Source organism: Subsaxibacter sp. CAU 1640 (genome assembly GCF_023156585.1).
Lineage (GTDB): Bacteria > Bacteroidota > Bacteroidia > Flavobacteriales > Flavobacteriaceae > JBPOFM01.
In genome coordinates this window covers 870861-892054 of record NZ_JALNMI010000001.1, presented here as the reverse complement: position 1 = coordinate 892054, position 21194 = coordinate 870861, and the positions used below count along the sequence as shown (strand labels likewise).

17 protein-coding genes are annotated in these 21194 nt (G+C 37.2%); 8 read left to right on the top strand and 9 right to left on the bottom strand.

Annotation, left to right across the window (positions count from 1 at the left end; all coding sequences use genetic code 11):
* The first annotated feature begins 73 nt into the window (after window positions 1-73).
* The gene (locus tag M0G43_RS03855; RefSeq protein WP_248023622.1) at window positions 74-4549 is read left to right on the top strand and encodes a lamin tail domain-containing protein; all 4476 of its coding nucleotides are present in this window, start codon (window positions 74-76) and stop codon (window positions 4547-4549) included.
* A 52-nt stretch (window positions 4550-4601) separates the two neighbouring features.
* On the opposite strand, the gene M0G43_RS03850 is transcribed toward M0G43_RS03855, so the two are convergent.
* From M0G43_RS03850 to gdhA, 4 genes are all read right to left on the bottom strand, one after another.
* The gene (locus M0G43_RS03850) at window positions 4602-7019 is read right to left on the bottom strand and encodes a TonB-dependent receptor (RefSeq protein WP_248023620.1); all 2418 of its coding nucleotides are present in this window, start codon (window positions 7017-7019) and stop codon (window positions 4602-4604) included.
* Between the two features lie 18 nt (window positions 7020-7037).
* Complete coding sequence (recO, locus tag M0G43_RS03845) at window positions 7038-7757, bottom strand: DNA repair protein RecO (protein ID WP_248023619.1); 720 nt, start codon at window positions 7755-7757, stop codon at window positions 7038-7040.
* Between the two features lie 20 nt (window positions 7758-7777).
* Window positions 7778-10156: a two-component regulator propeller domain-containing protein gene (locus M0G43_RS03840; protein WP_248023618.1), complete on the bottom strand. Its 2379-nt coding sequence runs from the start codon at window positions 10154-10156 to the stop codon at window positions 7778-7780.
* A 129-nt stretch (window positions 10157-10285) separates the two neighbouring features.
* Window positions 10286-11629: an NADP-specific glutamate dehydrogenase gene (gdhA, locus tag M0G43_RS03835; RefSeq protein WP_248023617.1), complete on the bottom strand. Its 1344-nt coding sequence runs from the start codon at window positions 11627-11629 to the stop codon at window positions 10286-10288.
* Between the two features lie 231 nt (window positions 11630-11860).
* On the opposite strand from gdhA, the gene M0G43_RS03830 reads away from it, so the two are divergent.
* A complete protein-coding gene (locus M0G43_RS03830) occupies window positions 11861-12688 on the top strand; it encodes a THC0290_0291 family protein (RefSeq protein WP_248023616.1) in 828 nt (275 codons plus the stop codon).
* Between the two features lie 56 nt (window positions 12689-12744).
* Here M0G43_RS03830 and M0G43_RS03825 read toward each other — a convergent pair whose 3' ends face one another.
* Complete coding sequence (locus M0G43_RS03825) at window positions 12745-13884, bottom strand: cystathionine gamma-synthase (protein ID WP_248023615.1); 1140 nt, start codon at window positions 13882-13884, stop codon at window positions 12745-12747.
* Between the two features lie 231 nt (window positions 13885-14115).
* On the opposite strand from M0G43_RS03825, the gene M0G43_RS03820 reads away from it, so the two are divergent.
* Window positions 14116-14868 carry a DUF3298 and DUF4163 domain-containing protein gene (locus tag M0G43_RS03820; RefSeq protein WP_248023614.1) on the top strand — a complete coding sequence of 251 codons (753 nt, stop codon included), beginning with the start codon at window positions 14116-14118 and terminating at the stop codon, window positions 14866-14868.
* Here the strand turns inward: M0G43_RS03820 and M0G43_RS03815 are convergent.
* Window positions 14860-16104 carry a cation:proton antiporter gene (locus M0G43_RS03815; protein WP_248023612.1) on the bottom strand — a complete coding sequence of 415 codons (1245 nt, stop codon included), beginning with the start codon at window positions 16102-16104 and terminating at the stop codon, window positions 14860-14862. The genes M0G43_RS03820 and M0G43_RS03815 overlap by 9 nt on opposite strands.
* Before the next feature lie 3 nt (window positions 16105-16107).
* Window positions 16108-16563: a DinB family protein gene (locus M0G43_RS03810; RefSeq protein WP_248023611.1), complete on the bottom strand. Its 456-nt coding sequence runs from the start codon at window positions 16561-16563 to the stop codon at window positions 16108-16110.
* 79 nt (window positions 16564-16642) lie between these two features.
* Between M0G43_RS03810 and M0G43_RS03805 the strand changes: the two genes are divergently transcribed.
* Window positions 16643-16996 carry an arsenate reductase family protein gene (locus tag M0G43_RS03805; protein WP_248023610.1) on the top strand — a complete coding sequence of 118 codons (354 nt, stop codon included), beginning with the start codon at window positions 16643-16645 and terminating at the stop codon, window positions 16994-16996.
* Window positions 16989-17885: a DMT family transporter gene (locus M0G43_RS03800; RefSeq protein WP_248023609.1), complete on the top strand. Its 897-nt coding sequence runs from the start codon at window positions 16989-16991 to the stop codon at window positions 17883-17885. Before M0G43_RS03805 ends, M0G43_RS03800 begins: the two co-directional genes overlap by 8 nt.
* Here the strand turns inward: M0G43_RS03800 and M0G43_RS03795 are convergent.
* Entirely contained in the window at window positions 17872-18348 is a 477-nt protein-coding gene (locus tag M0G43_RS03795; protein ID WP_248023608.1) for an acyl-CoA thioesterase, read from the bottom strand. The genes M0G43_RS03800 and M0G43_RS03795 overlap by 14 nt on opposite strands.
* Before the next feature lie 135 nt (window positions 18349-18483).
* Between M0G43_RS03795 and M0G43_RS03790 the strand changes: the two genes are divergently transcribed.
* The 3 genes from M0G43_RS03790 to nadD are packed head-to-tail and all read left to right on the top strand — an operon-like array spanning window position 18484 to window position 20542.
* Window positions 18484-19341 carry a YicC/YloC family endoribonuclease gene (locus tag M0G43_RS03790; RefSeq protein WP_248023607.1) on the top strand — a complete coding sequence of 286 codons (858 nt, stop codon included), beginning with the start codon at window positions 18484-18486 and terminating at the stop codon, window positions 19339-19341.
* A gap of 24 nt (window positions 19342-19365) precedes the next feature.
* Window positions 19366-19959: a guanylate kinase gene (gene gmk / locus M0G43_RS03785; protein WP_248023606.1), complete on the top strand. Its 594-nt coding sequence runs from the start codon at window positions 19366-19368 to the stop codon at window positions 19957-19959.
* Between the two features lie 4 nt (window positions 19960-19963).
* A complete protein-coding gene (gene nadD, locus M0G43_RS03780; RefSeq protein WP_248023605.1) occupies window positions 19964-20542 on the top strand; it encodes a nicotinate (nicotinamide) nucleotide adenylyltransferase in 579 nt (192 codons plus the stop codon).
* Window positions 20543-20548: 6 nt separating this feature from the next.
* On the opposite strand, the gene M0G43_RS03775 is transcribed toward nadD, so the two are convergent.
* Window positions 20549-21145: a hypothetical protein gene (locus M0G43_RS03775; RefSeq protein WP_248023604.1), complete on the bottom strand. Its 597-nt coding sequence runs from the start codon at window positions 21143-21145 to the stop codon at window positions 20549-20551.
* Between the last annotated feature and the right edge of the window lie 49 nt (window positions 21146-21194).

Sequence of the window (21194 nt, the reverse complement as noted above, 5' to 3'; positions counted from 1 at the left end):
CGCACTGATTCATAAGCCATTTTGATGTAATTTTGTATGCTTGCTTTGTTGCGAGCATTTTAAAAATTTCCCTATGATTAAGAAGTACGCTTTTTTAGTAATAGTGCTCCTGTGCGCTATGGTTTCAGGGTTTGGACAGGTAACCATCTTTTCAGAAAATATGGGAACGGCGACTGGCACTACTACTATAGCCGCCAACACGTTTCAAAATCCGGGATTGACTTTCACTGGTGATGCAGATGTCCGTTCTACAGGAGGTTCATCTGGATATTCTGGTGCTTCAGGAGGAAGAAATGTTTTTTTCACAAGTTCTGTCGGCAGGTATTTTGAAATCTCTGACATCAATACGTTGGGCTATAGCTCTATTAGCTTGTCTTTTGGACATCTCAAATCAACGACCGCAAGTAATAATCAACTATCGGTTGAAGTGAGCAGTGATGGCGTGACTTATACATCTTTAACCTACTCTCGGGCGACTGGAGCTGGGACTGCAAATATTTGGGCATTGATTACACCAACCGGAATCATTCCTTCAACAGCTAATTTAAGAGTACGTTTTACGCAAACTTCAGCAACCCATCAATTTCGGATTGATGATATTCAATTGTCGGGTATTCTTTGTACAGATGCTCCAGATTATGTCAACGTTCAATTTCCTACAGCTTCACCACAAAACATGGTTGACGGCGGAACTTTTGATGTATATGCACAGGCTTATGAACCAGGTGTCACAGAAGCTGCTGGTGTTGGAACTGGCATGGCAGCTTGGATAGGTTACAATACTATTGGAGCTAACCATCAACCATGGAGTCCTACAGGATGGACTTGGGTTGCTGCTCCGTATTTTGGACAAGGTGGAACAGGGAATAATAACGATGAATTTATGGCTGAAATCGGTTCGGCTTTAGCCCCTGGCACTTACTATTATGCCAGTCGTTTTCAGCTCAACAATTGCAATTATGTATATGGAGGTCCCGGCGGAACATGGAACAACGACTCTGTAGAACTTATTGTTACGGCCGACCAAGTTGACTTTTGTAATGTAGATTATCCAAAAATGGGTTCAGCAGTTGTAGGTGGAACTTTTAATGTTTACACGCAAGCATACGAACCTGGAATTACCAATGCTCCTGGGGCTGGTGCCGGTTTACAGGCATGGATTGGTTATAGCGCTACAGATATTCCACCATATACGTCTCCTGCCAGTTGGACTTGGGTCCCTGCAACTTATGATTCAGATTTTGGCAATAATGATCAATATGTCGCTAATATTATCGGTGGTGCAAATGGCATTACCGCCACTGGAACTTACTATTTTGCAAGTCGTTGGCAATTAAACGGCAGTGTTATTAGTTATGGAGGTATTTATGACGACAATATTGGTAATTTTTGGGATGCCACCAATAACAATGGTATTCTAACAGTAACGAATGCTCCTTGTTCTGACTTAATTCTATCTGAATATGTAGAAGGCACTAGCAACAATAAATATTTAGAAATTTTTAATGGTACTGGCTCAACCATCAATTTATCAAATTATCAACTGCAGGTTTATAATAATGGGAGCTCTTCTCCAAATGTGACGGCTCCACTTTCAGGAACAATACCTGCTGGTGGTGTGATTGTTTATCGACATCCATTAGCAACAATTTACACAGGTGCCACTACCGTTTTAACTCCTAACCCAATCACTTTTAATGGAGATGATGCCGTTGCTTTGGTTCATAGTGGAACCATTATAGATGTCATAGGTCAAATAGGTTTTGATCCAGGTACAGAATGGACAGGTGGTAGTGCTAGCACCCTAGATCGAACTTTAATAAGAAAAAGTTCAGTACAGGTGGGAGATTCAGATGGTTCCAACATCTTTAGTCCTAATGTAGAATGGCTCTCCTTTCCGATTAACAGTGTTTCAGAATTGGGATATCATTTTAGTAGTTGTTACCCAGACAGAGAACTCCAAATGGAATTGCCTGTTGGAACAGTAGTATATTGCGGACATGATTATGATTTTGGAAATCAAATTGTGAACACCAATACCGACGTAGTATTACGTTTGAGGAATCTTGGAGATTTACCACTTCAAATCAATTCATTGTCATTTGCAACTGGAGCGCAGTTTAGTCTTGTGACGCCTCCCGCTACCCCTTTTACAATACCAGCAACAAGTTTTCAGGATATAACTATCAGGTTTAATCCAAACGCTTTGGGTCTGTTTTTAGATACTTTAAACATAAGTAGCAATGATGCCAGCGAAAGTTCTTGTTCAATAGATTTATCGGGAATAAGTGTCTCCAATTGCGCAACAACAACAGAGGTAATCGCATCTCAAGATTTTGAATCAAGTCCTTCCGATACTTGGGCTTATACAGCCGTTCATGCTCCAATTGCAGGTTATTGGGACGTGACAACCTCTTTGATCAATATTGCTTTTGCTCAAAGTGGCTCAAATTTTTGGGGAATAACAGATTTGGAACGTTCTGGTCACACCAATCAAACACACGAATTGACCTTTACTCACGATGTTTCTGCATTTAGCAATGTGGAGCTATCCTTTCAATATTACACAACTGAAATAGATGCGAGTGATACGTTTGAATATCAATTATTCTATAATGGAGTTCCACAAGGTATAGTTGATATTGCAGCCGACACCGACGCCTGGACAGAAGTATTGATCAACGTCCCGAATTCAGTAAATTTACTTGCTATAGTATTTTATGCAGATATTGATGCCGTTAACGATAACATTGGTTTAGACAACTTTGTGTTGAGTTCTACTGTTCTCAATACAGCCACATGGGATGGCGCACATTGGAATTGGAATGAAGGAACAGCCATTGACACACCTCCAAATGACTTAACTACGGTGATTATCGATGGAGATTATGATACCACTATCAATGGAAGTTTTGAAGCCTGTCAATTATTTGTAAACCCAATATATTCTTTGAATATTGGCAATAGCACTTATGTTGAGGTTGAAAATTTTGCTACTATCGATGGTTCAATCGTGGTAGAAACTCATGGTGCGTTTGTTCAACGAGCTGATTTCAATAATGGATTTGTTCTTAACCCTGGAGGAAATGCCAGCGTGAACAAGTCAACCTCTGTAATTAATAATTGGTACGATTATACTTATTGGAGTTCTCCTGTGTTTGGAGCCACTGTTGGAGATGCAATAGACGTTGCGCCCGTAAATCGACGTTTTTGGTATAATGCTGCAAACTATCTTGATATAACAATGGAAACCAATAATAATAATGAAACCGTGCCTGGTCATGACGATATTGATGACAATGGTGATGATTGGCAAGTAGCGCCTGCCGGAATGACAATGGCTCCAGGACAAGGCTTTGCCGCAACAGTTTTAAATTCTGGCATGTTTCCTGGCACCAGACAAATTACTTTTGAAGGTCCATACAACACAGGTACAATCACAACTCCAATATTCTACAATGGTGACAATGGTGATAATGACTGGAATTTAATAGGAAATCCTTATCCATCTGCTATATCTTTTAATGATTTATATGATAACAATACCAGTTTAATTGATGGAGCGGCCTACTTATGGTCACATTCCACCATTCCTCCTTCAAATACAAACAATGGCAATCAAGCAATTAACTTTCGTGACGATTATGCCATCATCAACAGATTTATAGGCAATGTCGCTGGAGGAAGCGGTATAGCTCCAGATCCTGGAAATTACATACCATCAGGACAAAGTTTCTTTGTGAAAGGTCTGGCTAATGGTGATGTGACATTCAATAATGCTATGAGGATGGCGAATACCACAAGTAATGATCAATTTTTCAGAACAGCCAATATTATCCCGTTAAATAAACTTTGGATTAATTTAACGTCCGACAATGGTGTTTTCAGTCAAATTTTAATTGGATATGCACAAGGTGCTACCGACGCGGAAGACAGTATGGCGTATGATACCGCTAGAAACCTGTCTTCTGGAGTTAAATCTGCTTTGTACTCCTTAATTGACAATCTTGCAGGTAAAAAATATGCCATTCAAGGAAAGGACATTAACAGTTTAGATTTAGATGAAGTCATTCCGCTAGGTTTTTATACATCAATTGTACAGCCAACAACTTATAAAATTTCAATTGCGGATTTACAGGGAGATTTCTTCAGTAGCAATGCCATTTTATTAAAGGACAACTTGCTGAACACTATCTTTAATCTATCTAACGGCGACTATGTATTCAGCTCTGAAAAAGGCGAATTCAACGATCGTTTTGAAATCGTATTTAGAGATTCCGCATTGTCAGTTATTGAAAATGAAATTTCTCCGAATGATTTGAACATCGTTGAACTTTCAAATGGAAACATTCGATTTTCTGTAAATGCCAACTTGAACATTGAATCTATTGAAATATTTGATATTCTTGGAAGAACGCTTTACAATTTGAAAGGCAAAAGTTCTTCAGAGACGTTTGATCTTTCCAATTTAAGCCAAGCCGCTTACATAGCCAAAGTGAAGCTCTCCAATGGGCAGACCATTACGAAGCGAGCTGTTAAACGAAAATAATCTAACAGCTTTAAGCAAAAAGCCTCAACAAATTGTTGAGGCTTTTTTATGTCTATAAAGTATATTTTAACGATAAAATTAAATTGCGGCCAGGAGCAGAAATTCCCGAAGAATACGGTCGATAGCGTTGGTCGGTAATATTTTCTAAACTTGCCGCCACAGTTGCAGCCGATGAGACTTTGTACTGCGTTCTTAAGTTAAGTGTATACCAAGAAGGCGAATAAGGATTGCCGTTACCATCTAACGCATAAATGTAATCCTTTTCTGTTTCAGAAGGCGCCAATTGATAGAACGACAGCTCATTGTTGTATTCAGCGTAGGCATCTACCTTAAATTTTGAGTTTTGCCAAACAAAATGTGTGTTTCCAAAATTAGGAGCTGCATGACGCAAAGGCGTAATGTCGCCATTGTCATCTTCTTCTGTACCTGCAACTATATTATATTGGGAAGTAAGCTTTAACTGTTTGTTGAAATTAAATTGGATTCCAGCTTCAAAACCATGAATTTTGGATTTGGCAGCATTTTGAATGGCTTGTACATTACTCAACTCACCATCATACAAAATTTCTGATTCGCCATTCAAACTAAAATCTCTTCGTACCAAAGCGTTGTCCAAATACGTATAGTAAGTCGCCATATCAACAATAAACACATTGTCAAAATTGAGTTTTAGTCCCAACTCTCCACCGTAGGCATATTCAGGTCTCAAATTATTGTTTGGCACCACGACAGATCCAGGCTCTGAATCAAAGACCTTACCAACATCATCAATATTGGGCGCACGAAAAGCAGAAGACAGGTTGAATTTCCATTCGATCAATTCACTCGGTGTCCAGCTGATACCTGCTGTTCCTGTCAAGGCACCAGCATCGATTTTTGTGGTTTCAAAAGGTAAATTTAGATATTGATTGTTTTCAGAAAAATCAGCATTGACGAGCACATGATTGTATCGAACACCTGTTTGCAGTACAAATTTGGGGTTTGGTCTATATTTTAAACTGCTGTAAGCTGCTATGGATTGCCAATCGGAACCATCTGGATATCTTGAAACTGTAGGAACAGATGTATTCGTGCTGATGTTTTCTTCATCTCCAGTTGATGTAATTTTATTGTAGATGTATTCCAATCCATAAAACAATTCTGTTTTCGGCCCCAAATATTTCTCCAAATCCAAATTGGCAGAGATGGCGTCAACCGCTTCTTCTCTAATATTTCTTATATCACTACCAAAATCGCGATCCATTCGGCTTTCTTGAAAGTTTTGATAGGCTACAGTTGCTTGAATTTTATCATACAAATTTGAATTGCTGCTTAATTTCGTCACTTGAAAATTTCCCATAAACCAGCGTTGAGGGCCATAATTCCATTCGGCAGAACGTAAATTGTCGCCTCGATATCTGATCAATCTGTCATATCTAGAATAATCTGAAGTGGTAGTGTAATGCAATCCTAAATCAAAAATCAAATTATCAGAAGCTTCGTAACGTGCTTTCTGCATCAAATTGATCTGGTCATATCCTGTAGGCACTTGCACCAAGGGATCATCATTGGCAACCACAGTATCTTCGCCATTGATGGTTTGCACATATTCCGGACGTAGATAATCATCAGGACCATGGCTTCCCATTCTTAAATCGTCAAAATCGGTATAGCTGACACTTGTCAAAAAAGCCCATTTTTTCAATCCGAAATTCAAATCGATATGTCCCGTTTTCTCTTTGTTTGCCGTTGAATAACGCGCCAAAGCATTTGCTTTAAAGTATAAAGAATCTGAATATGAGAGTTGAGGTTTTTGAGTATAAAAACTCATGACACCACCTATGGCGTCGCTACCATACACCACCGAACCAGCACCCAATGTCACCTCTGTATTTTGAATGGTGAAAGGATCTATAGAAATTACATTTTGTAAATTTCCGCCTCTAAAAATCGCATTGTTCATACGAACACCATCTACAGAAATGAGCAATCTATTTGTAGAAAAACCTCGAATCATCGGGCTTCCACCACCCAGCTGACTTTTTTGAATGTAAATATTCCCTGTACTTTCCAATAAATCTGCACTGGTTTGCGGGTTTGAAATCGCAATTTCCTTCGCATCTATATTCATGATTTTTTGGGGAATATCACGTTTGCTTTGTTCAAATTTTGATGCTGAAATCACCACTTCGTTAAGACCTTCAGTTTTTGAAACCAGCTTTACTATCAATCTATTGTTTTTGATCTCCTGCTTTGTCAACATTGTGGCTTCGTGAAAAATATGTTGAAAATTGATGTTTTCATCATCAGAAAACACATCTATATTGGCATAACCATCGATATCACTGATTACAGATTTGTCTTTTTTATCGTTGAAGATGGCTACTCCTGGAATGGGTAAATTGGAATCTTTATCGACCACCTTTACTTTTTGAGCATAAAGATGAAATGAAAATATCAGGCATATGCCCAATAGAGCGTAATGTTTCATGGAAATACTTGTTGGTTTTTAATTAAATACTTGGTTAAGCACTGCAAGAGATTTTGGTTTCTTAAAATCTCCAAGGTGCAATTCAAAATAAAACAAAAGCATAGTTAAGAACGATTGTCTCTGTTTTGAATTCAATTTAACCGAATTCAATGCATCAAAATTTATGCCTAACAACTGTTTGAGCGTTGTTAAATTTTCACCTGATATTGAATACATATTTACAGGATGCAATTCAAATGCGCCAGTATTTAGATTGAAGTATGGGTTTGTAACGGAAGTGGTGTCTGGATAAAAACCAAGGTGTTTGGTAAGATTTAGCAAGAACAGCAAATGAAAATTTGCAAAGTTCTCGTCATGGTCTAACCAATCGAAAGAAGCTCCTAGATACTCATACAACTGGGTGTTTTTCTCCTCTTCCTTTAACACAGAGGAAAGCACTTCTGACAAAAACATCACAATGGAACTTTTGAGAACGTTAGAGTTCAAACTATGATAAACCTTATCTAGTTTGACTTCTTTTATAAACTGAAGTGATTGGTTTGGTTTGTAATTCTCTTCTATTTGTAATTGAGACAATGGTTGGAAATAAGCTGTTTTGGCGATACCCTTTGAACTTTTTAGGACACCACGTAACAAATAGCTGACCACACCTCTATTACTTGTGTAGCATTTGACAATTAGATCATTGTCTCTGTATTTTAATTTTGAAAGTACAATGGCGTTGGTCTTGCTTAACATAAGCGCATCGTTTGCATTTTTTATCTAATGATAAGTAGCTTCAAGATTTTCGTTTCGAATGAATCCAAATCGTTGATTAGTATAAGATACACGCCTGAAGCAACTATATTATTCCCAAGATTTCTACCATTCCAAATAGCTGTACCTCCATCAATTGCAAAGTTATAACCGGCCCTTGAAGAGCGAAGGTTGACACGAGACTGTGCTTCTGCCACAAGGTTTCCTTCGATATCGGTAATTTTGATATTAACGTTTTCTGTCAGTCCTTTTATTTTGACACCATTTGTAATATCATTTAAATCAGACGAACCCAATAAATTATATTCAGGTCTCACCGGATTTGGGTATACAAACGCATTGTTAAGCTCGTCATTCGGTTTTGATCCTCCCGATGAGAAGGCAACCAAACCTTTACTGGTCGCAATAAACACTTTTCCAGTTTGAGCATCTATGGATATATCTCTAATTTGGTTTGAAGGTAATGGTGAATTATCCGTTGTAAAATGATAAATGGTTTCTTGTCCATCAGGTGAAAAATAAAATACACCTGAATCATCTGTACCAATCCATTTGTTGTTTGAACCATCCACTTTTATATCTGTGATAAATTGTAAAGCCAGCAATTCCTTTGGAACTCCTTCTTCAACAATAACTATTTCACTTGCCCGAGGATTAGGGTCGTTCAGAAAATTACTTGTGTTATAAAGAACTCTCAACCCTCTAAACGTGCCTATCCATAATTGGTTACGATTATCAATTGCTAAAGACCGGACTTGAACGTCAGGCATGTTTTGATCTTGCGTGTATAACCTACCAATATTTTGATCTCCATTATTTTCGTTATAGGCTATAACACCATTTCTCATACTCGTGGTCCATTTAGTTCCATTATTATCGATAACTAAATCATTCCCATAACCCGATTCGTCTTGAACAGGGTTTGGTATAAGATCCTCAAAACTGTAAGCTTGCCATTGACCCGTACCGGGATTATATGACTTTAATGGTCTATTTGCAAGACTTGTCATAGACCACAGAAGTCCTGACCTATCGAAGACCAAACCTCCAACCCTGATATCTATATAGGTTGGGTCCCCAACATCCAAGGATTCCAGTCCACTGTTATTTTCATCATACAAGGTAGTTGGTATTCCATTATTTAACTCTAAAATTCCATCAAAGAACGAACTGACAAAAACTTGAGAAGGATTAAAAGGATTAAAAGCTATCTCATTTAAGTTTGTAGCTCCAAAAACGCTGTCATAAGGAATATTTACCCATTCCTCCTCCACCAATCTACTGATACCATAAGTCTGCAGTGGATATGCATTCAAGAAAACATCATAATCGCCATAAGTTGCAAAAACATTTCCGTTGTTGGCACTCACTTTAAATGTGTCATTTCTCAAAGGGCCATTTGGTCGAATCACAATAAACTCTTGTGGATTGGATACTTCAGTTTTTAGTACCCCAAAAGTTCGTGTCCCTATGTAAATTTGATTATTTGATATGGTTGCACAAGTATATTGCGTATTGTATTCGGCATTAGTAGAAACACTCGAAATAACATTAAAGTTTGAACCATATACGAAAACATTGCTTTGTGTGGTTACGATCAAATTGCCATCGTATGAACGCATATCAACAGGCGTCTGCCCATAAGTGGAAACCGTATTGAAATTATCTGAAATGATTTCATAAATGACATTATTTGATTTAATAGCGTAAAGCTTATCATCCACATTTTCAATTGATATAAAACTCCCATTATCAAGAGTCTGCCATTGTTGATAATCTATCAAATTTGGGTCGGACAAATTCGCCTTTTTAACCGCATTATTATCGCCACAAGCTGCATAAATAAAATCTCCAAAAATGGTTGTTTGTTTAACGCTTATTTGACTTCCACCATTTCCTATAAAATAGGAATCTCCAAATTCTAACCTCTGCAGATCATAAACCGAGATTCCATAGTCAGTTGAAATATAAATGAATCCATCTGATTCATTAAAATGATTAATTTTCTTTTTATTTGGTGGAACCGTTTCCTTTTCTAGAATATCGACAACTGATAAGATAGAATTGTCAGATTCGAAATATATTTCAATAAGCCCATTAAGATAACCTATCATCAATAATTGGTAATCTTCACTATAGTGTATAGTTATTATGGTCTCTCCAGACAAACCATCGACGGTTGTTATGGTCTGGATTTCGTTAGTGGTGAGATCGTAACTAAAGATGGCATTTTCGGATGCTGCATAAATTTTTGTAGTACTTTGACTTACGTCTTTGATATCATAATATGAGAAATGTCCTTCCCAAAGTGTTGAAAAATCTTGTGAGTATCCTGTTATGGAAAAAAACAAAAGAAGAAGTAATGTAATATTTCTAATCATGAATGGTTTTAACGTGCTAAAGATATTTATTACTAACGAGAAAATATAGATAATCATATAAATCAATCTATAAAAAAACTCCTGCAATTTACTACTGCAGGAGCCTTTGAAAGAATATTGTGAGTTTTTTTAAACTACTCCTTGTGCGAGCATTGCGTCAGCTACTTTCACAAAGCCTGCAACGTTAGCACCTTTTACATAGTCTATATAGCCATCTTTTTGAGAACCATATTTTACGCATGCATCATGAATATCGTTCATGATAGCATGTAATTTCTCATCAACCTCTTCTCTTGTCCAGTTAAGACGTAAAGAGTTCTGGCTCATTTCTAAACCTGATGTTGCAACACCACCTGCATTAGATGCTTTTCCTGGTGAAAATAGTACTTTTGCTTTTTGCAGAGCCATAATTGCTTCCGGTGTTGTCGGCATATTGGCACCTTCTGCAACTGCAATGACTTTATTTTTGATCAGCGCATTGGCTTCTTTTTCATTCAACTCGTTTTGAGTTGCACATGGTAATGCAATATCACATTTTACAGACCAAGGGCGCTCACCTTTATGATATGTAGCAGATTTGTATGTTTTAACATAGTCACTTATTCTTCCACGTTTCACATTTTTAATGTCCATGATTTTGGCTAGCTTTTTAGCATCAATACCATCTTTGTCGTAGATATAGCCGTCTGAATCTGACATTGTCACAACTTTACCACCAAGTTCAGTTGCTTTCTCACATGCATATTGAGCCACATTTCCAGAACCTGAAATGACCACGGTTTTACCTTTGAAAGAATCTCCTCTAGTTGCCAACATGTTTTTTGCAAAATAAACACATCCATAGCCTGTAGCTTCTGGGCGAATCAACGAACCTCCATAGGTAATTCCTTTTCCTGTAAATACACCAGTGAACTCATTTCTTAATCTTTTATATTGACCAAACATATATCCTATCTCACGACCTCCAACCCCAATATCCCCAGCAGGAACGTCCGTATTTGCTCCAATGTGACGGAATAACTCATTCATAAATGACTGGCAGAAACGCATCACCTCATTATCGCTTTTCCCTTTCGGATCAAAATCCGAACCACCTTTTCCGCCTCCCATTGGAAGTGTTGTCAACGAATTCTTAAATGTTTGCTCAAACCCCAAAAATTTGAGGATACTCAAATTTACTGTTGGATGGAAACGCAACCCACCCTTGTATGGTCCAATGGCAGAATTAAATTCAACCCTGTAACCTCTATTAACTTGTGTATTACCTTTATCATCAACCCATGGCACTCTAAAAATAATGGTGCGTTCAGGTTCCACCATGCGCTCCAATAACATTTTTCCTTTATATTTCGGATTTTCTTCAATAAAAGGAATAACTGTTTCCGCAACCTCATGAACTGCCTGTAAAAATTCTGGTTCATGACCATTAGTTTTTTTGACCAAGTCTAAAAAAGCATCTATTTTATCTTTCATTTATAATTTGTTTTAAGGACGAAAAAATAGTCCGTTTGCGATGCAAAGATACATTATCTTTAAAATTTCTAAATATCTTTTTTCATATTCTCATAATAGATCTTATTGATTGAGAATTTTTTAAAAAAGTTACAATGTAAAGTCAATATACACGTTGTTACTGTTTTATTTGGTAGTTATCCGAGTTTTCATATATTTGTTGATAACTATGCCTCAATTAAACACAACCATATGGCGCTTAATTTTAAACAGTTAACATTTATATCTTTAGTTTTATTAGGTATAAATAGCGGATTTGCACAATTAGGGTTTTCACATGAGATTGGGGTTATAGCTGGTCCTGTAGCCTTCCAGTCTGATTTTGGTGTTAGAAACAATTTAGAAACTAACGCTGGTAACACAGGTATTGGAATTGGAATCATTCACTATATAAATTTTTCTTATAGAGCCGATTGTAATTGTTATTCAACAGACACTTATTTTAATGACCATTTCAAGTTAAGAAGTGAAATTTCTTACAATACTACTAAACTGAATCATTTTGGCGAATGGGTTGATGATCCTCGTCCGCGATACGATCAATTGAGGCATCATTCTGGTAAAGCAAACAATTTAGATATTGGGATGCAATTGGAGTATTTTCCATTAAGCATTAGAGCATTTTCTGCAACGCAATACTCTTTTGCCCCTTTTGTGAGTTTGGGTGTCCATTTTACGTCATTCAACCCAAAAGCATATACAGATTATGTAGACCCTGAAGGCCTTGCAGATTACGGAAACGTATTCGACCCCAGGAATATATTTGGCCCTTGGAGACCAGGCCCTGGAGATGACCCTGGTTATTATCCAGTAAAAATTGATGGTGGAACGACATGGTCAGTAGTGGGCAGTATGGGGACACGTTATAAATTGACAATTCTTTCTGATTTAATGGTTGATTTAAGATGGCAATATTTCTTTAGCAACGAAGTAGATGGTTTAGACCACAAGTTGAAATCAAACAAGGCGAAAGATTGGTTAGTGTGGCTTAACTTTGGATATATATACTATTTGGATTAAAAAATTGAAATAATAATAAACAAAAAAGACCTAAATAACTTTAGGTCTTTTTTGTTTTATCCTACAGCTTGTTTCAAATCGTCTATCAAATCATCCATATCTTCTATCCCTACACTCAATCGAATCAACGAGTCAACAACACCTGTCTTTTCCCTTTCTTCCTTCGGAATACTTGCGTGCGTCATACTTGCTGGATGACCTGCCAAGGATTCAACACCGCCAAGAGATTCAGCCAAGGTGAAAATTTTTAGCTTTTCAACAATTTTTATGGCTTCTTCAAAATTGTTCCCTTTTGTTGTGAAAGATATCATCCCTCCGAAATCTTTCATTTGCGATTTTGCAATATGATGATTTGGGTGATTTTCAAATCCTGGCCAATAAACCTTCTCAATTTTTGGATGCTTGGATAAATATTCCGCCACTGCTTTCCCGTTTTCACAATGACGCTGCATTCTTAAATGCAAGGTTTTTATTCCTCTTAATACCAAAAAGCTATCTTGCGGACCGCAAATGGCACCACTGGCATTTTGGATGAAATACAATTTATCTGCCAATTCTTTTTCTTTCACTATTAAGGCTCCCATCACAACATCACTGTGTCCACCTAAATATTTTGTTGCTGAATGCATTACAATATCAGCACCCAAATCAAGAGGTTGCTGCAAATAAGGTGTTGCGAACGTATTGTCAACAGCCAAGAGTAAGTCGTGCCTTTTTGCAACAGCAGCAGCCGCTTTTATGTCAATGATATTCATCATAGGATTTGTTGGTGTTTCCACCCAAATCAATTTTGTGTTTTTATTGACATAATCTTCAATATTTTCAGCATTTTGCATTCCAATGAAATGGAACTTTACACCAAAATTTTCAAATACTTTTGTAAATAATCTGTAGGTACCTCCATATAAATCATTGGTAGAAATCACTTCATCACCAGGCTTCAATAATTTAATAACAGCATCAATTGCCGCCAAGCCAGAGCCGAAAGCCAATCCGTAGTTCCCATTTTCTATACTGGCAAGAGAATTTTCAAGCGCATTCCGTGTAGGATTATGAGTTCTTGAATATTCATAGCCTTTATGTCCACCAGGTGTAGATTGCGCATAGGTTGAGGTTTGATAAATAGGCGGCATTACAGCTCCGTAAGCCTTATCGTGTTCTTGTCCACCGTGTATCGTCTTTGTATTAAATTTCATCTGTCTATTTTATTTTTTTGATAGTTTTCTGAATTCGCCAATCTAATATTCTTCTCAATTCTTATCAAGATTTGTCATTGGCTCATTTCATTCTAAATATTTTATTTGGATTCATCCTTGAGAAGCAAAAACCAGTTATTTTTGCACTTGAAAAACTCTTCGGATTTTATTGAACCCGACAAATTTAGGCTTTAATTCGAAGGTTACAAAGGGATGCACTATCTTTAATCAATGTTTAACAAAGTTGCTATTATTTTGAATAAAACCTATCTACTTATTATTGTCTTTTTGATCATTTTTTCTTGTAAAAAAGATGCTCCTTTGTCATTTACAGATGAAGCCATAGAGACATCTGATCAAGCACTCATCACTATTAATTATCCAAAAGCTGTAGGAAATGAAGCAGTTGCTGATAGAGTGAATAAAACATTGGAGAATTTTTTGGCCAATGAGATTAATATGAGTGAAAAGCAGGATGCTAATCTTTCGTTATCTGACGCCATCAAAGGTTTTGAAAAAGAATATGAGACCTTTAAGGAAGACTTTAGTGATACTACCCAACAATGGGAAGCCTTGATTGAAAGTGAGGTCAACTATGAAACTGAAAGCATAGTTTGTGTCGTAGTCAATTCCTATATAGATACTGGTGGTGCACACGGAAATAGCCACGTGACGTTTCTCAATTTTGATAAAACTACTGGAAACCTTCTCGAAAACGATGAGATCATAAAAGATGAAGAGCTTTTCAAACAAGTTGCCAAACCTTATTTTGAAAAAGTCACAAAGCCACTGACTGATGAAGAATCTGAACAAGATTTGTTTTTCGGTGAGGACTTTCAGCTTCCAGAAAATATAGGTTTTAATGAAAATGGGGTCATTCTCTTATACAACGTTTATGAAATAGCTTCATACGTTCAAGGCGTTACAGAATTCACTATTCCTTATGATGAAGCAAAACAATTTCTAAAGATTGATTTAGAGTGATTTTGTAAGACGCTTGACAATTGGTTCTACCGTTAGACCCTGTCCTATTATTGAAAATACGACGATAATATAGGTTATTACCAAAAACAACTCTCGATGCATCGCGTTTGTGAGGCTCAATGCCAATGCAATTGAAATGCCACCTCTCAAACCTCCCCAAGTCATAATGAGATTGGTTTTAGGCACAAAATCGAGTTTTTTGGAGAAAAATTTCACTGGCAACCATAGCGATGCATATCTACAGAACAACACCAAAGGCACAGCTATCAATCCTGCCACAATAGAACTGGTATCAAAGGTCAGAACCAACATCTCCATACCTATCAGAACAAACAGAATGGTGTTTAAAAGCACATCTACCAATTCCCAAAAACGGTCGATGTAGGTTTCTGTTTTTTCAGACATTGTAGCACTTCTTACAATATCATTTCCAATAAAAAGACCAGCCGTCACCATAGCCAAAGGAGCCGACAAATGAAATTGGTGGGCCACGAGCGTTCCTCCCATCACAGTCGCGATGGTAATGATAACCTCTACCTCGTAGTCATCTATCGCTTTCAGCAACTTATAGGTTCCGTAACCCAAAATCAAGCCCAGAACAATTCCACCCAATACTTCTTGGGCAAAAAGTTTTGCGATACTCATTATTTCAATCGATTCTCCAGGTGATTTTGCAATTGAAAAAATGGTCAAAAAAACAACCACACCTACACCATCATTGAACAACGATTCACCTACTATTTTGGTCTCTAATTTTTTGGGTGCATTTGCCTTCTTCAGAATACCCAACACAGCAATTGGATCTGTGGGTGAAATCAATGCTCCAAATAATAGGCAATAGATAAATTCTATCTCTAAACCTATCAGCTGAAGCACAAAATACATCCCGATTCCTACTAAAAACGTGGAAATCAAAACTCCGATAGTAGCAAATACGATAACTGGAGCTCGCTGTACCCGAAGTTCCTCAAAATTGGTATGCAGTGCACCTGCAAAAAGGAGAAAACTCAACATAATATCGAGCAATACTTCTTCAAAATTAATGTTATTAATTAGTTCGCGTTCGTGGATAAGAATGGCGTCGTTAAACTGCCCAATGACCACCACTATCAAAGTACACAAAAGCGTGATGACCATTAAACCAATGGTCGTGGGAAGTTTTAAAAAGCGTGCATTTATAAATCCAAAAAGTGCCGCCAATATGACTAGAATAGATATAATCGAATAGTACTCCATAATTTATAGCGCTCTTTTTAATGCCAAAATATATCCTAAATGGATGCCTTCGTGAAAGTTATTGAATTCGATGGCTTCCATCACATTGGTCAAGGTGTTTTTTGTGGTAACCGTATATTCGTGAAAGCTCTGGAAGACTTCATTATCAAAATCTTCCTTGGTTTTTTCAACAGTAGAGAACAACAGTCCTTTTATTTCATCAACTTCAGCTTGGGTCAAATCGCGTTCGGGTTTTGTTCCTTTTTTAAAAGTTGTAATCATATCTTCAGAAATAATAGGTGGTAATCCTGAAAGTTTATAGATGAGCGATTGCTGTACAGCAATGGTATGTGCAATATTCCAAATGATGTTATTATTGAAACCTTCTGGAATTTTATTTAGTTCTTCAAGCGTATAAGTTTCTATGATGGTCTTTAAAACAGCTCTGCTTTTTAAGGTAATATCAAATGCCCAGTTCATAATGACTTTTCTATATTTTTCTTTAAAAATAATTAATTTCTTATGAAATCGCTTTACTTTGCAGTTCAATTCCTTCCTTATGAACAAAGTCTATTTTCTAAAAACGTGTAGCACTTGCATCCGCATCCTCAAATCACTGAATCTTCCAAAGGATTTCATTTTACAGGATATTAAGGAAGAGGAAATTACGGTAAAACAGTTAGAAGAATTACATCAACTATCAGGCAGTTATGAAGCTTTGTTCAGTAAGCGAGCCATACTTTACAAGGAAATGGGTTTAAAGGACCAAAACCTAACCGAAAAAGATTTTAAGCATTATATTTTAAAACATTATACCTTTTTGAGCAGACCAGTGATCGTTTTCGGAAATCAGATTTTTATAGGCAATAGCGCGAAAACGGTCGAAGCTGCTAAAAAAGTCATCAATGGATAAGCGGCTTTTTGCCATACTGGCTGTTTTCACCGTACAGGTTTTGTATGGTTTGAACTTTACGTTTGCAAAAGTTTTGATGAATGACCATTCCGTACCTCCATTTGCATTGGTGATTTTGAGGGTGGTTGGAGCCACAATCTTGTTTTGGGCTGTCAGCGTCTTTCTCCCTCAAGAGAAAATTGAAAAAAAGGATTTTTTAAAGTTTTTTGTAGCTGCCATCTTTGGCGTCGTCATCAATATGCTTTTGTTTTTAAAAGGATTAGAGTTAACCACACCTATTAATGCTTCGGTAATTATTACGACCACTCCAATAATCATATTAATTCTGTCATCGTTCTTTTTGAACGAAAAGATCACGAAACTGAAAATCGTTGGTGTGCTGCTGGGGTTTTCAGGCGGAATTCTTCTGACGCTTTTGGGAACTTCAGATCGTGTTGGTGATAATCTACCATTAGGCAACCTATTGATTTTTATCAATGTAATTGCTTACAGCATTTATATCATCCTCATCAAAAAACTCACAAATAAATACCATCCTTTTACCTTCATAAAGTGGTTATTTCTTTTTGGTTCAATAATGGTTATTCCGTTCGGCTATTCAGATCTTATTTCGATTGAATGGACCGACTTTACTTCAGATGCATGGTTTGCGGTAGTGTTCGTTGTGGTTGGAGCCACTTTTGGAACCTACTTGTTGAATCCTTTGGCTTTGCGTCAACTCAAGGCTTCTACCATTGGCATCTTTATTTATCTCCAGCCTGTAATTGCTGGTATATTTGCCATTATTATGGGAGCTGACACCATAGAATTTGTAAAAATTGCTGCGATGCTCTTGATTTTTGCAGGTGTCTTTTTAGTGTCAAAACGACCTAAAGCTAACTTAAATTAATTGGTTTTTTACCAAATTTTCGAGTGTCTTCTTTGGTCAGTATCTTGAAATCTTTTGACTTCGGAAACTTTTCAAGCTCTGCAATCAAATGTTCAGGAATGGCTGAAAGCGAACGTGATTTTAAATTAATCCAAGCGCCCAATAATTCGCAATTGGCTAAATTTTCCCCTTTATGGTTGTAAAAATTGTGTTCAATTTGAAAGAACATTCCATCTTCACTAAATCCTTTGATTTCCAGGCTTACACGAATGGGTGTTCCTAAAAAAGCTTCCTTGAAATAGTAAATATGCTCATAAAAAATCACTGGACTGATATCAAATTTTGCGAGGTTTGAAAGCGAAAAATTATGCTCTTCGAAGAATGCCACACGCGTATGGCTCATAAAATTCACATAAGCCGAATTAGCCAAATGTCGGTTGGCATCGACATCACTCCATCTTATTTCAAAATCTTTTAAATACATAGCACTTATCTTTAATTTTCAGGAATGGCAAATTTAAGCCTTTTAACAAGCATTCCTTGAATTGTTGCCAATTTATTGTTCCTTCAAAACCTAATGATTTTCATTACCTTTGTGCAACTTTTTTAAAATTCGTCTATGATACAATCTATGACAGGCTATGGGAAATCTGTCTTACAACTTCCCACCAAGAAAATATCCATTGAGGTCAAATCATTGAATAGTAAAAACCTTGATTTGAACACCAGAATGCCTTCTCTTTACAGAGAAAAAGAATTGGATATCAGAAAGTTGATTGCCTCCAAATTAGAACGTGGCAAGGTCGATTTTTCACTTTATATGGAAATCACAGGTGAAGAAACCTCAACGCAAATCAATAAAACGGTTGTAAAACAATACATTAAGCAACTGAAAGAAGTGGTGGATGGTGATGAAACTGAATTGTTGAAAATGGCGATTCGGCTTCCAGATGCTGTCACTACAGAACGTGATGAAATTGACGAAGATGAATGGTCACAGATTCAAACTGAAATCATTTCAGCTTTGGAAAAAATTCATCAGTACCGTTTGGATGAGGGAAAAACGCTAGAGTCTGAATTTATTGATAGAGTTAACAATATTTCTCAATTGCTGGACAAAGTGATTATGATGGACCCAGAACGCATTGAAGGTGTACGTGAACGCTTGACGAAAGGTGTAGCGGAATTGAAGGAAAAAGTGGATGAGAACCGTTTTGAACAAGAGTTGGTGTTTTATATTGAAAAATTTGACATCACCGAAGAAAAAGTACGTCTTCAGAACCATTTGGATTATTTTCTAAAAGCTTTGAAAAGCGATGATTCCAACGGAAAAAAATTAGGCTTCATCAGCCAAGAAATGGGACGTGAAATCAATACCATCGGCTCAAAATCGAATTATGCACCAATGCAAAAGCTGGTTGTGCAAATGAAAGACGAGCTCGAAAAAATAAAGGAACAGTTATTGAACGTCCTCTAACTATCAACCATTTAAACCAATCTCGTGGCAGACGAAATAAAGACCAAAAAAAGAGGAAAGTTAATTGTGTTTTCGGCACCATCTGGTTCTGGAAAGACCACCATCGTTAGGCATTTGCTGCAGCAACCCGAACTTAATCTGGAGTTTTCAATTTCTGCAACTTCCAGGGAAAAACGTGGACAGGAAATCAACGGAAAAGACTATTATTTTCTAGACATCAAGGATTTCAAAAACCGTATCAGGAATGAAGAGTTTCTAGAATGGGAAGAAGTTTACAGGGATAATTTCTATGGAACTTTAAAAACGGAAATTGAGCGCATTTGGGCAAAAGGCAAAAACGTCATCTTCGATATTGATGTGTCCGGAGGACTGCGTATCAAACGGAAATTTCCAGAAGAAACCCTTGCCGTTTTTGTCAAACCACCAGATTTAAACGAACTCATAAAACGGTTGAAACTTCGAGGCGAAGAAAGTCCTGAAAAAATAAGTATGCGTGTCGCAAAAGCGCCCGCAGAATTGGCTACAGCACCTTTGTTTGACGTTATTGTTTTGAACAAAAATTTGGAAGAAGCCTTGGAAAAATCTTACCAATTGGTGTCAGAATTTGTGAAAAAATAATCAGATGAAAATCGGACTCTATTTTGGGACGTTCAACCCAATTCATATTGGTCATTTGACCATTGCCAATCATATTGCGGAATATAGCGATTTAGACCAGGTTTGGTTTGTCGTGACACCCCAAAGTCCGTTTAAGGTGAAAAGCTCTATGCTAGACAATCACCAACGATTGGAAATGGTGTATCGTGCTACAAAAGATTATGACAAACTTCGTCCGAGCGACATCGAATTCAATTTACCGCAGCCCAATTATACCATCAATACCTTGGTATATCTACAGGAAAAATTTACAGAACACGAGTTTGCCCTTATTATGGGCGAAGACAATTTAAAAAGTTTCCACAAGTGGAAAAACTATGAATTGATACTTGAAGGCTATCACATCTATGTCTATCCACGGATTTCGGAAGGCAGTGTGGAAACTCAATTCCAAAAACATAAAAAGGTGCATTTTGTCAATGCACCTATTATGGAATTGTCTTCAACTTTCATTCGAAATTCTATCAAAGAAGGCAAAAATGTGCGCCCTATGCTTCCCGAGCACGTTTGGGAATATCTGGATGAAATGAATTTTTACAAATAATAAAGATTAGGTCGGTTGATTTGGTCCACCACCATCATCTTCTGGGGGAGGACAGTTAGATAAAAAGGATTCAACAAACATTGCCCATCCGTTTCCTGAAAATTGTGTTCCTTGTGCCCAAGCAGTTTCTCCTCCTGTTGGCCCATCAACTTCAGCATGTGCTGCAAAGCAATAATTATCGTCCAAACCTTCTAGAGGAATGACATAGACCACTTCATGTGGTCCTGAAGAAAAAGGCTCCGTATATTCAAACTGTCCCACTTGTGGGTTACCACCACCATTAAGTGGTGCCCAATCTTCGTCACAGTTTCCAATGCTCAAATGTGTTGTTCCCAAGGTCCAATCACCATTAGTTGAATAAGTAATAATTAAATTGTCTCCATCAATGTCAACTGTCACAGAGCCCGCAACATGGTGTTGACCTGCAATAAGATGAGTGTAAAAACAGTGTTCTTCCGATGGAGGCGCTGGATCGACAGTGACTCTAATTTTGCCAGGTTTTCTTCTTTCTTGGAGTTGTTGATCAGAAGAAACATCTTCTTGCGAGCATCCATATAGCACACACAATATTAGTGACGCTACAATAAGGTAGGTTTTTTTCATAATTATAGATTTTGGGTTTAACAATGGAAAGATAGAAGAAATGCCGATA

Excerpts from the sequence above, each read along its gene's own strand:
- M0G43_RS03855 (WP_248023622.1), top strand. The coding sequence starts at position 74 with ATGATTAAGAAGTACGCTTTTTTAGTAATAGTGCTCCTGTGCGCTATG.
- M0G43_RS03850 (WP_248023620.1), bottom strand. The coding sequence starts at position 7,019 with ATGAAACATTACGCTCTATTGGGCATATGCCTGATATTTTCATTTCAT.
- recO (WP_248023619.1), bottom strand. The coding sequence starts at position 7,757 with ATGTTAAGCAAGACCAACGCCATTGTACTTTCAAAATTAAAATACAGA.
- M0G43_RS03840 (WP_248023618.1), bottom strand. The coding sequence starts at position 10,156 with ATGATTAGAAATATTACATTACTTCTTCTTTTGTTTTTTTCCATAACA.
- gdhA (WP_248023617.1), bottom strand. The coding sequence starts at position 11,629 with ATGAAAGATAAAATAGATGCTTTTTTAGACTTGGTCAAAAAAACTAAT.
- M0G43_RS03830 (WP_248023616.1), top strand. The coding sequence starts at position 11,861 with ATGGCGCTTAATTTTAAACAGTTAACATTTATATCTTTAGTTTTATTA.
- M0G43_RS03825 (WP_248023615.1), bottom strand. The coding sequence starts at position 13,884 with ATGAAATTTAATACAAAGACGATACACGGTGGACAAGAACACGATAAG.
- M0G43_RS03820 (WP_248023614.1), top strand. The coding sequence starts at position 14,116 with ATGTTTAACAAAGTTGCTATTATTTTGAATAAAACCTATCTACTTATT.
- M0G43_RS03815 (WP_248023612.1), bottom strand. The coding sequence starts at position 16,104 with ATGGAGTACTATTCGATTATATCTATTCTAGTCATATTGGCGGCACTT.
- M0G43_RS03810 (WP_248023611.1), bottom strand. The coding sequence starts at position 16,563 with ATGAACTGGGCATTTGATATTACCTTAAAAAGCAGAGCTGTTTTAAAG.
- M0G43_RS03805 (WP_248023610.1), top strand. The coding sequence starts at position 16,643 with ATGAACAAAGTCTATTTTCTAAAAACGTGTAGCACTTGCATCCGCATC.
- M0G43_RS03800 (WP_248023609.1), top strand. The coding sequence starts at position 16,989 with ATGGATAAGCGGCTTTTTGCCATACTGGCTGTTTTCACCGTACAGGTT.
- M0G43_RS03795 (WP_248023608.1), bottom strand. The coding sequence starts at position 18,348 with ATGTATTTAAAAGATTTTGAAATAAGATGGAGTGATGTCGATGCCAAC.
- M0G43_RS03790 (WP_248023607.1), top strand. The coding sequence starts at position 18,484 with ATGATACAATCTATGACAGGCTATGGGAAATCTGTCTTACAACTTCCC.
- nadD (WP_248023605.1), top strand. The coding sequence starts at position 19,964 with ATGAAAATCGGACTCTATTTTGGGACGTTCAACCCAATTCATATTGGT.
- M0G43_RS03775 (WP_248023604.1), bottom strand. The coding sequence starts at position 21,145 with ATGAAAAAAACCTACCTTATTGTAGCGTCACTAATATTGTGTGTGCTA.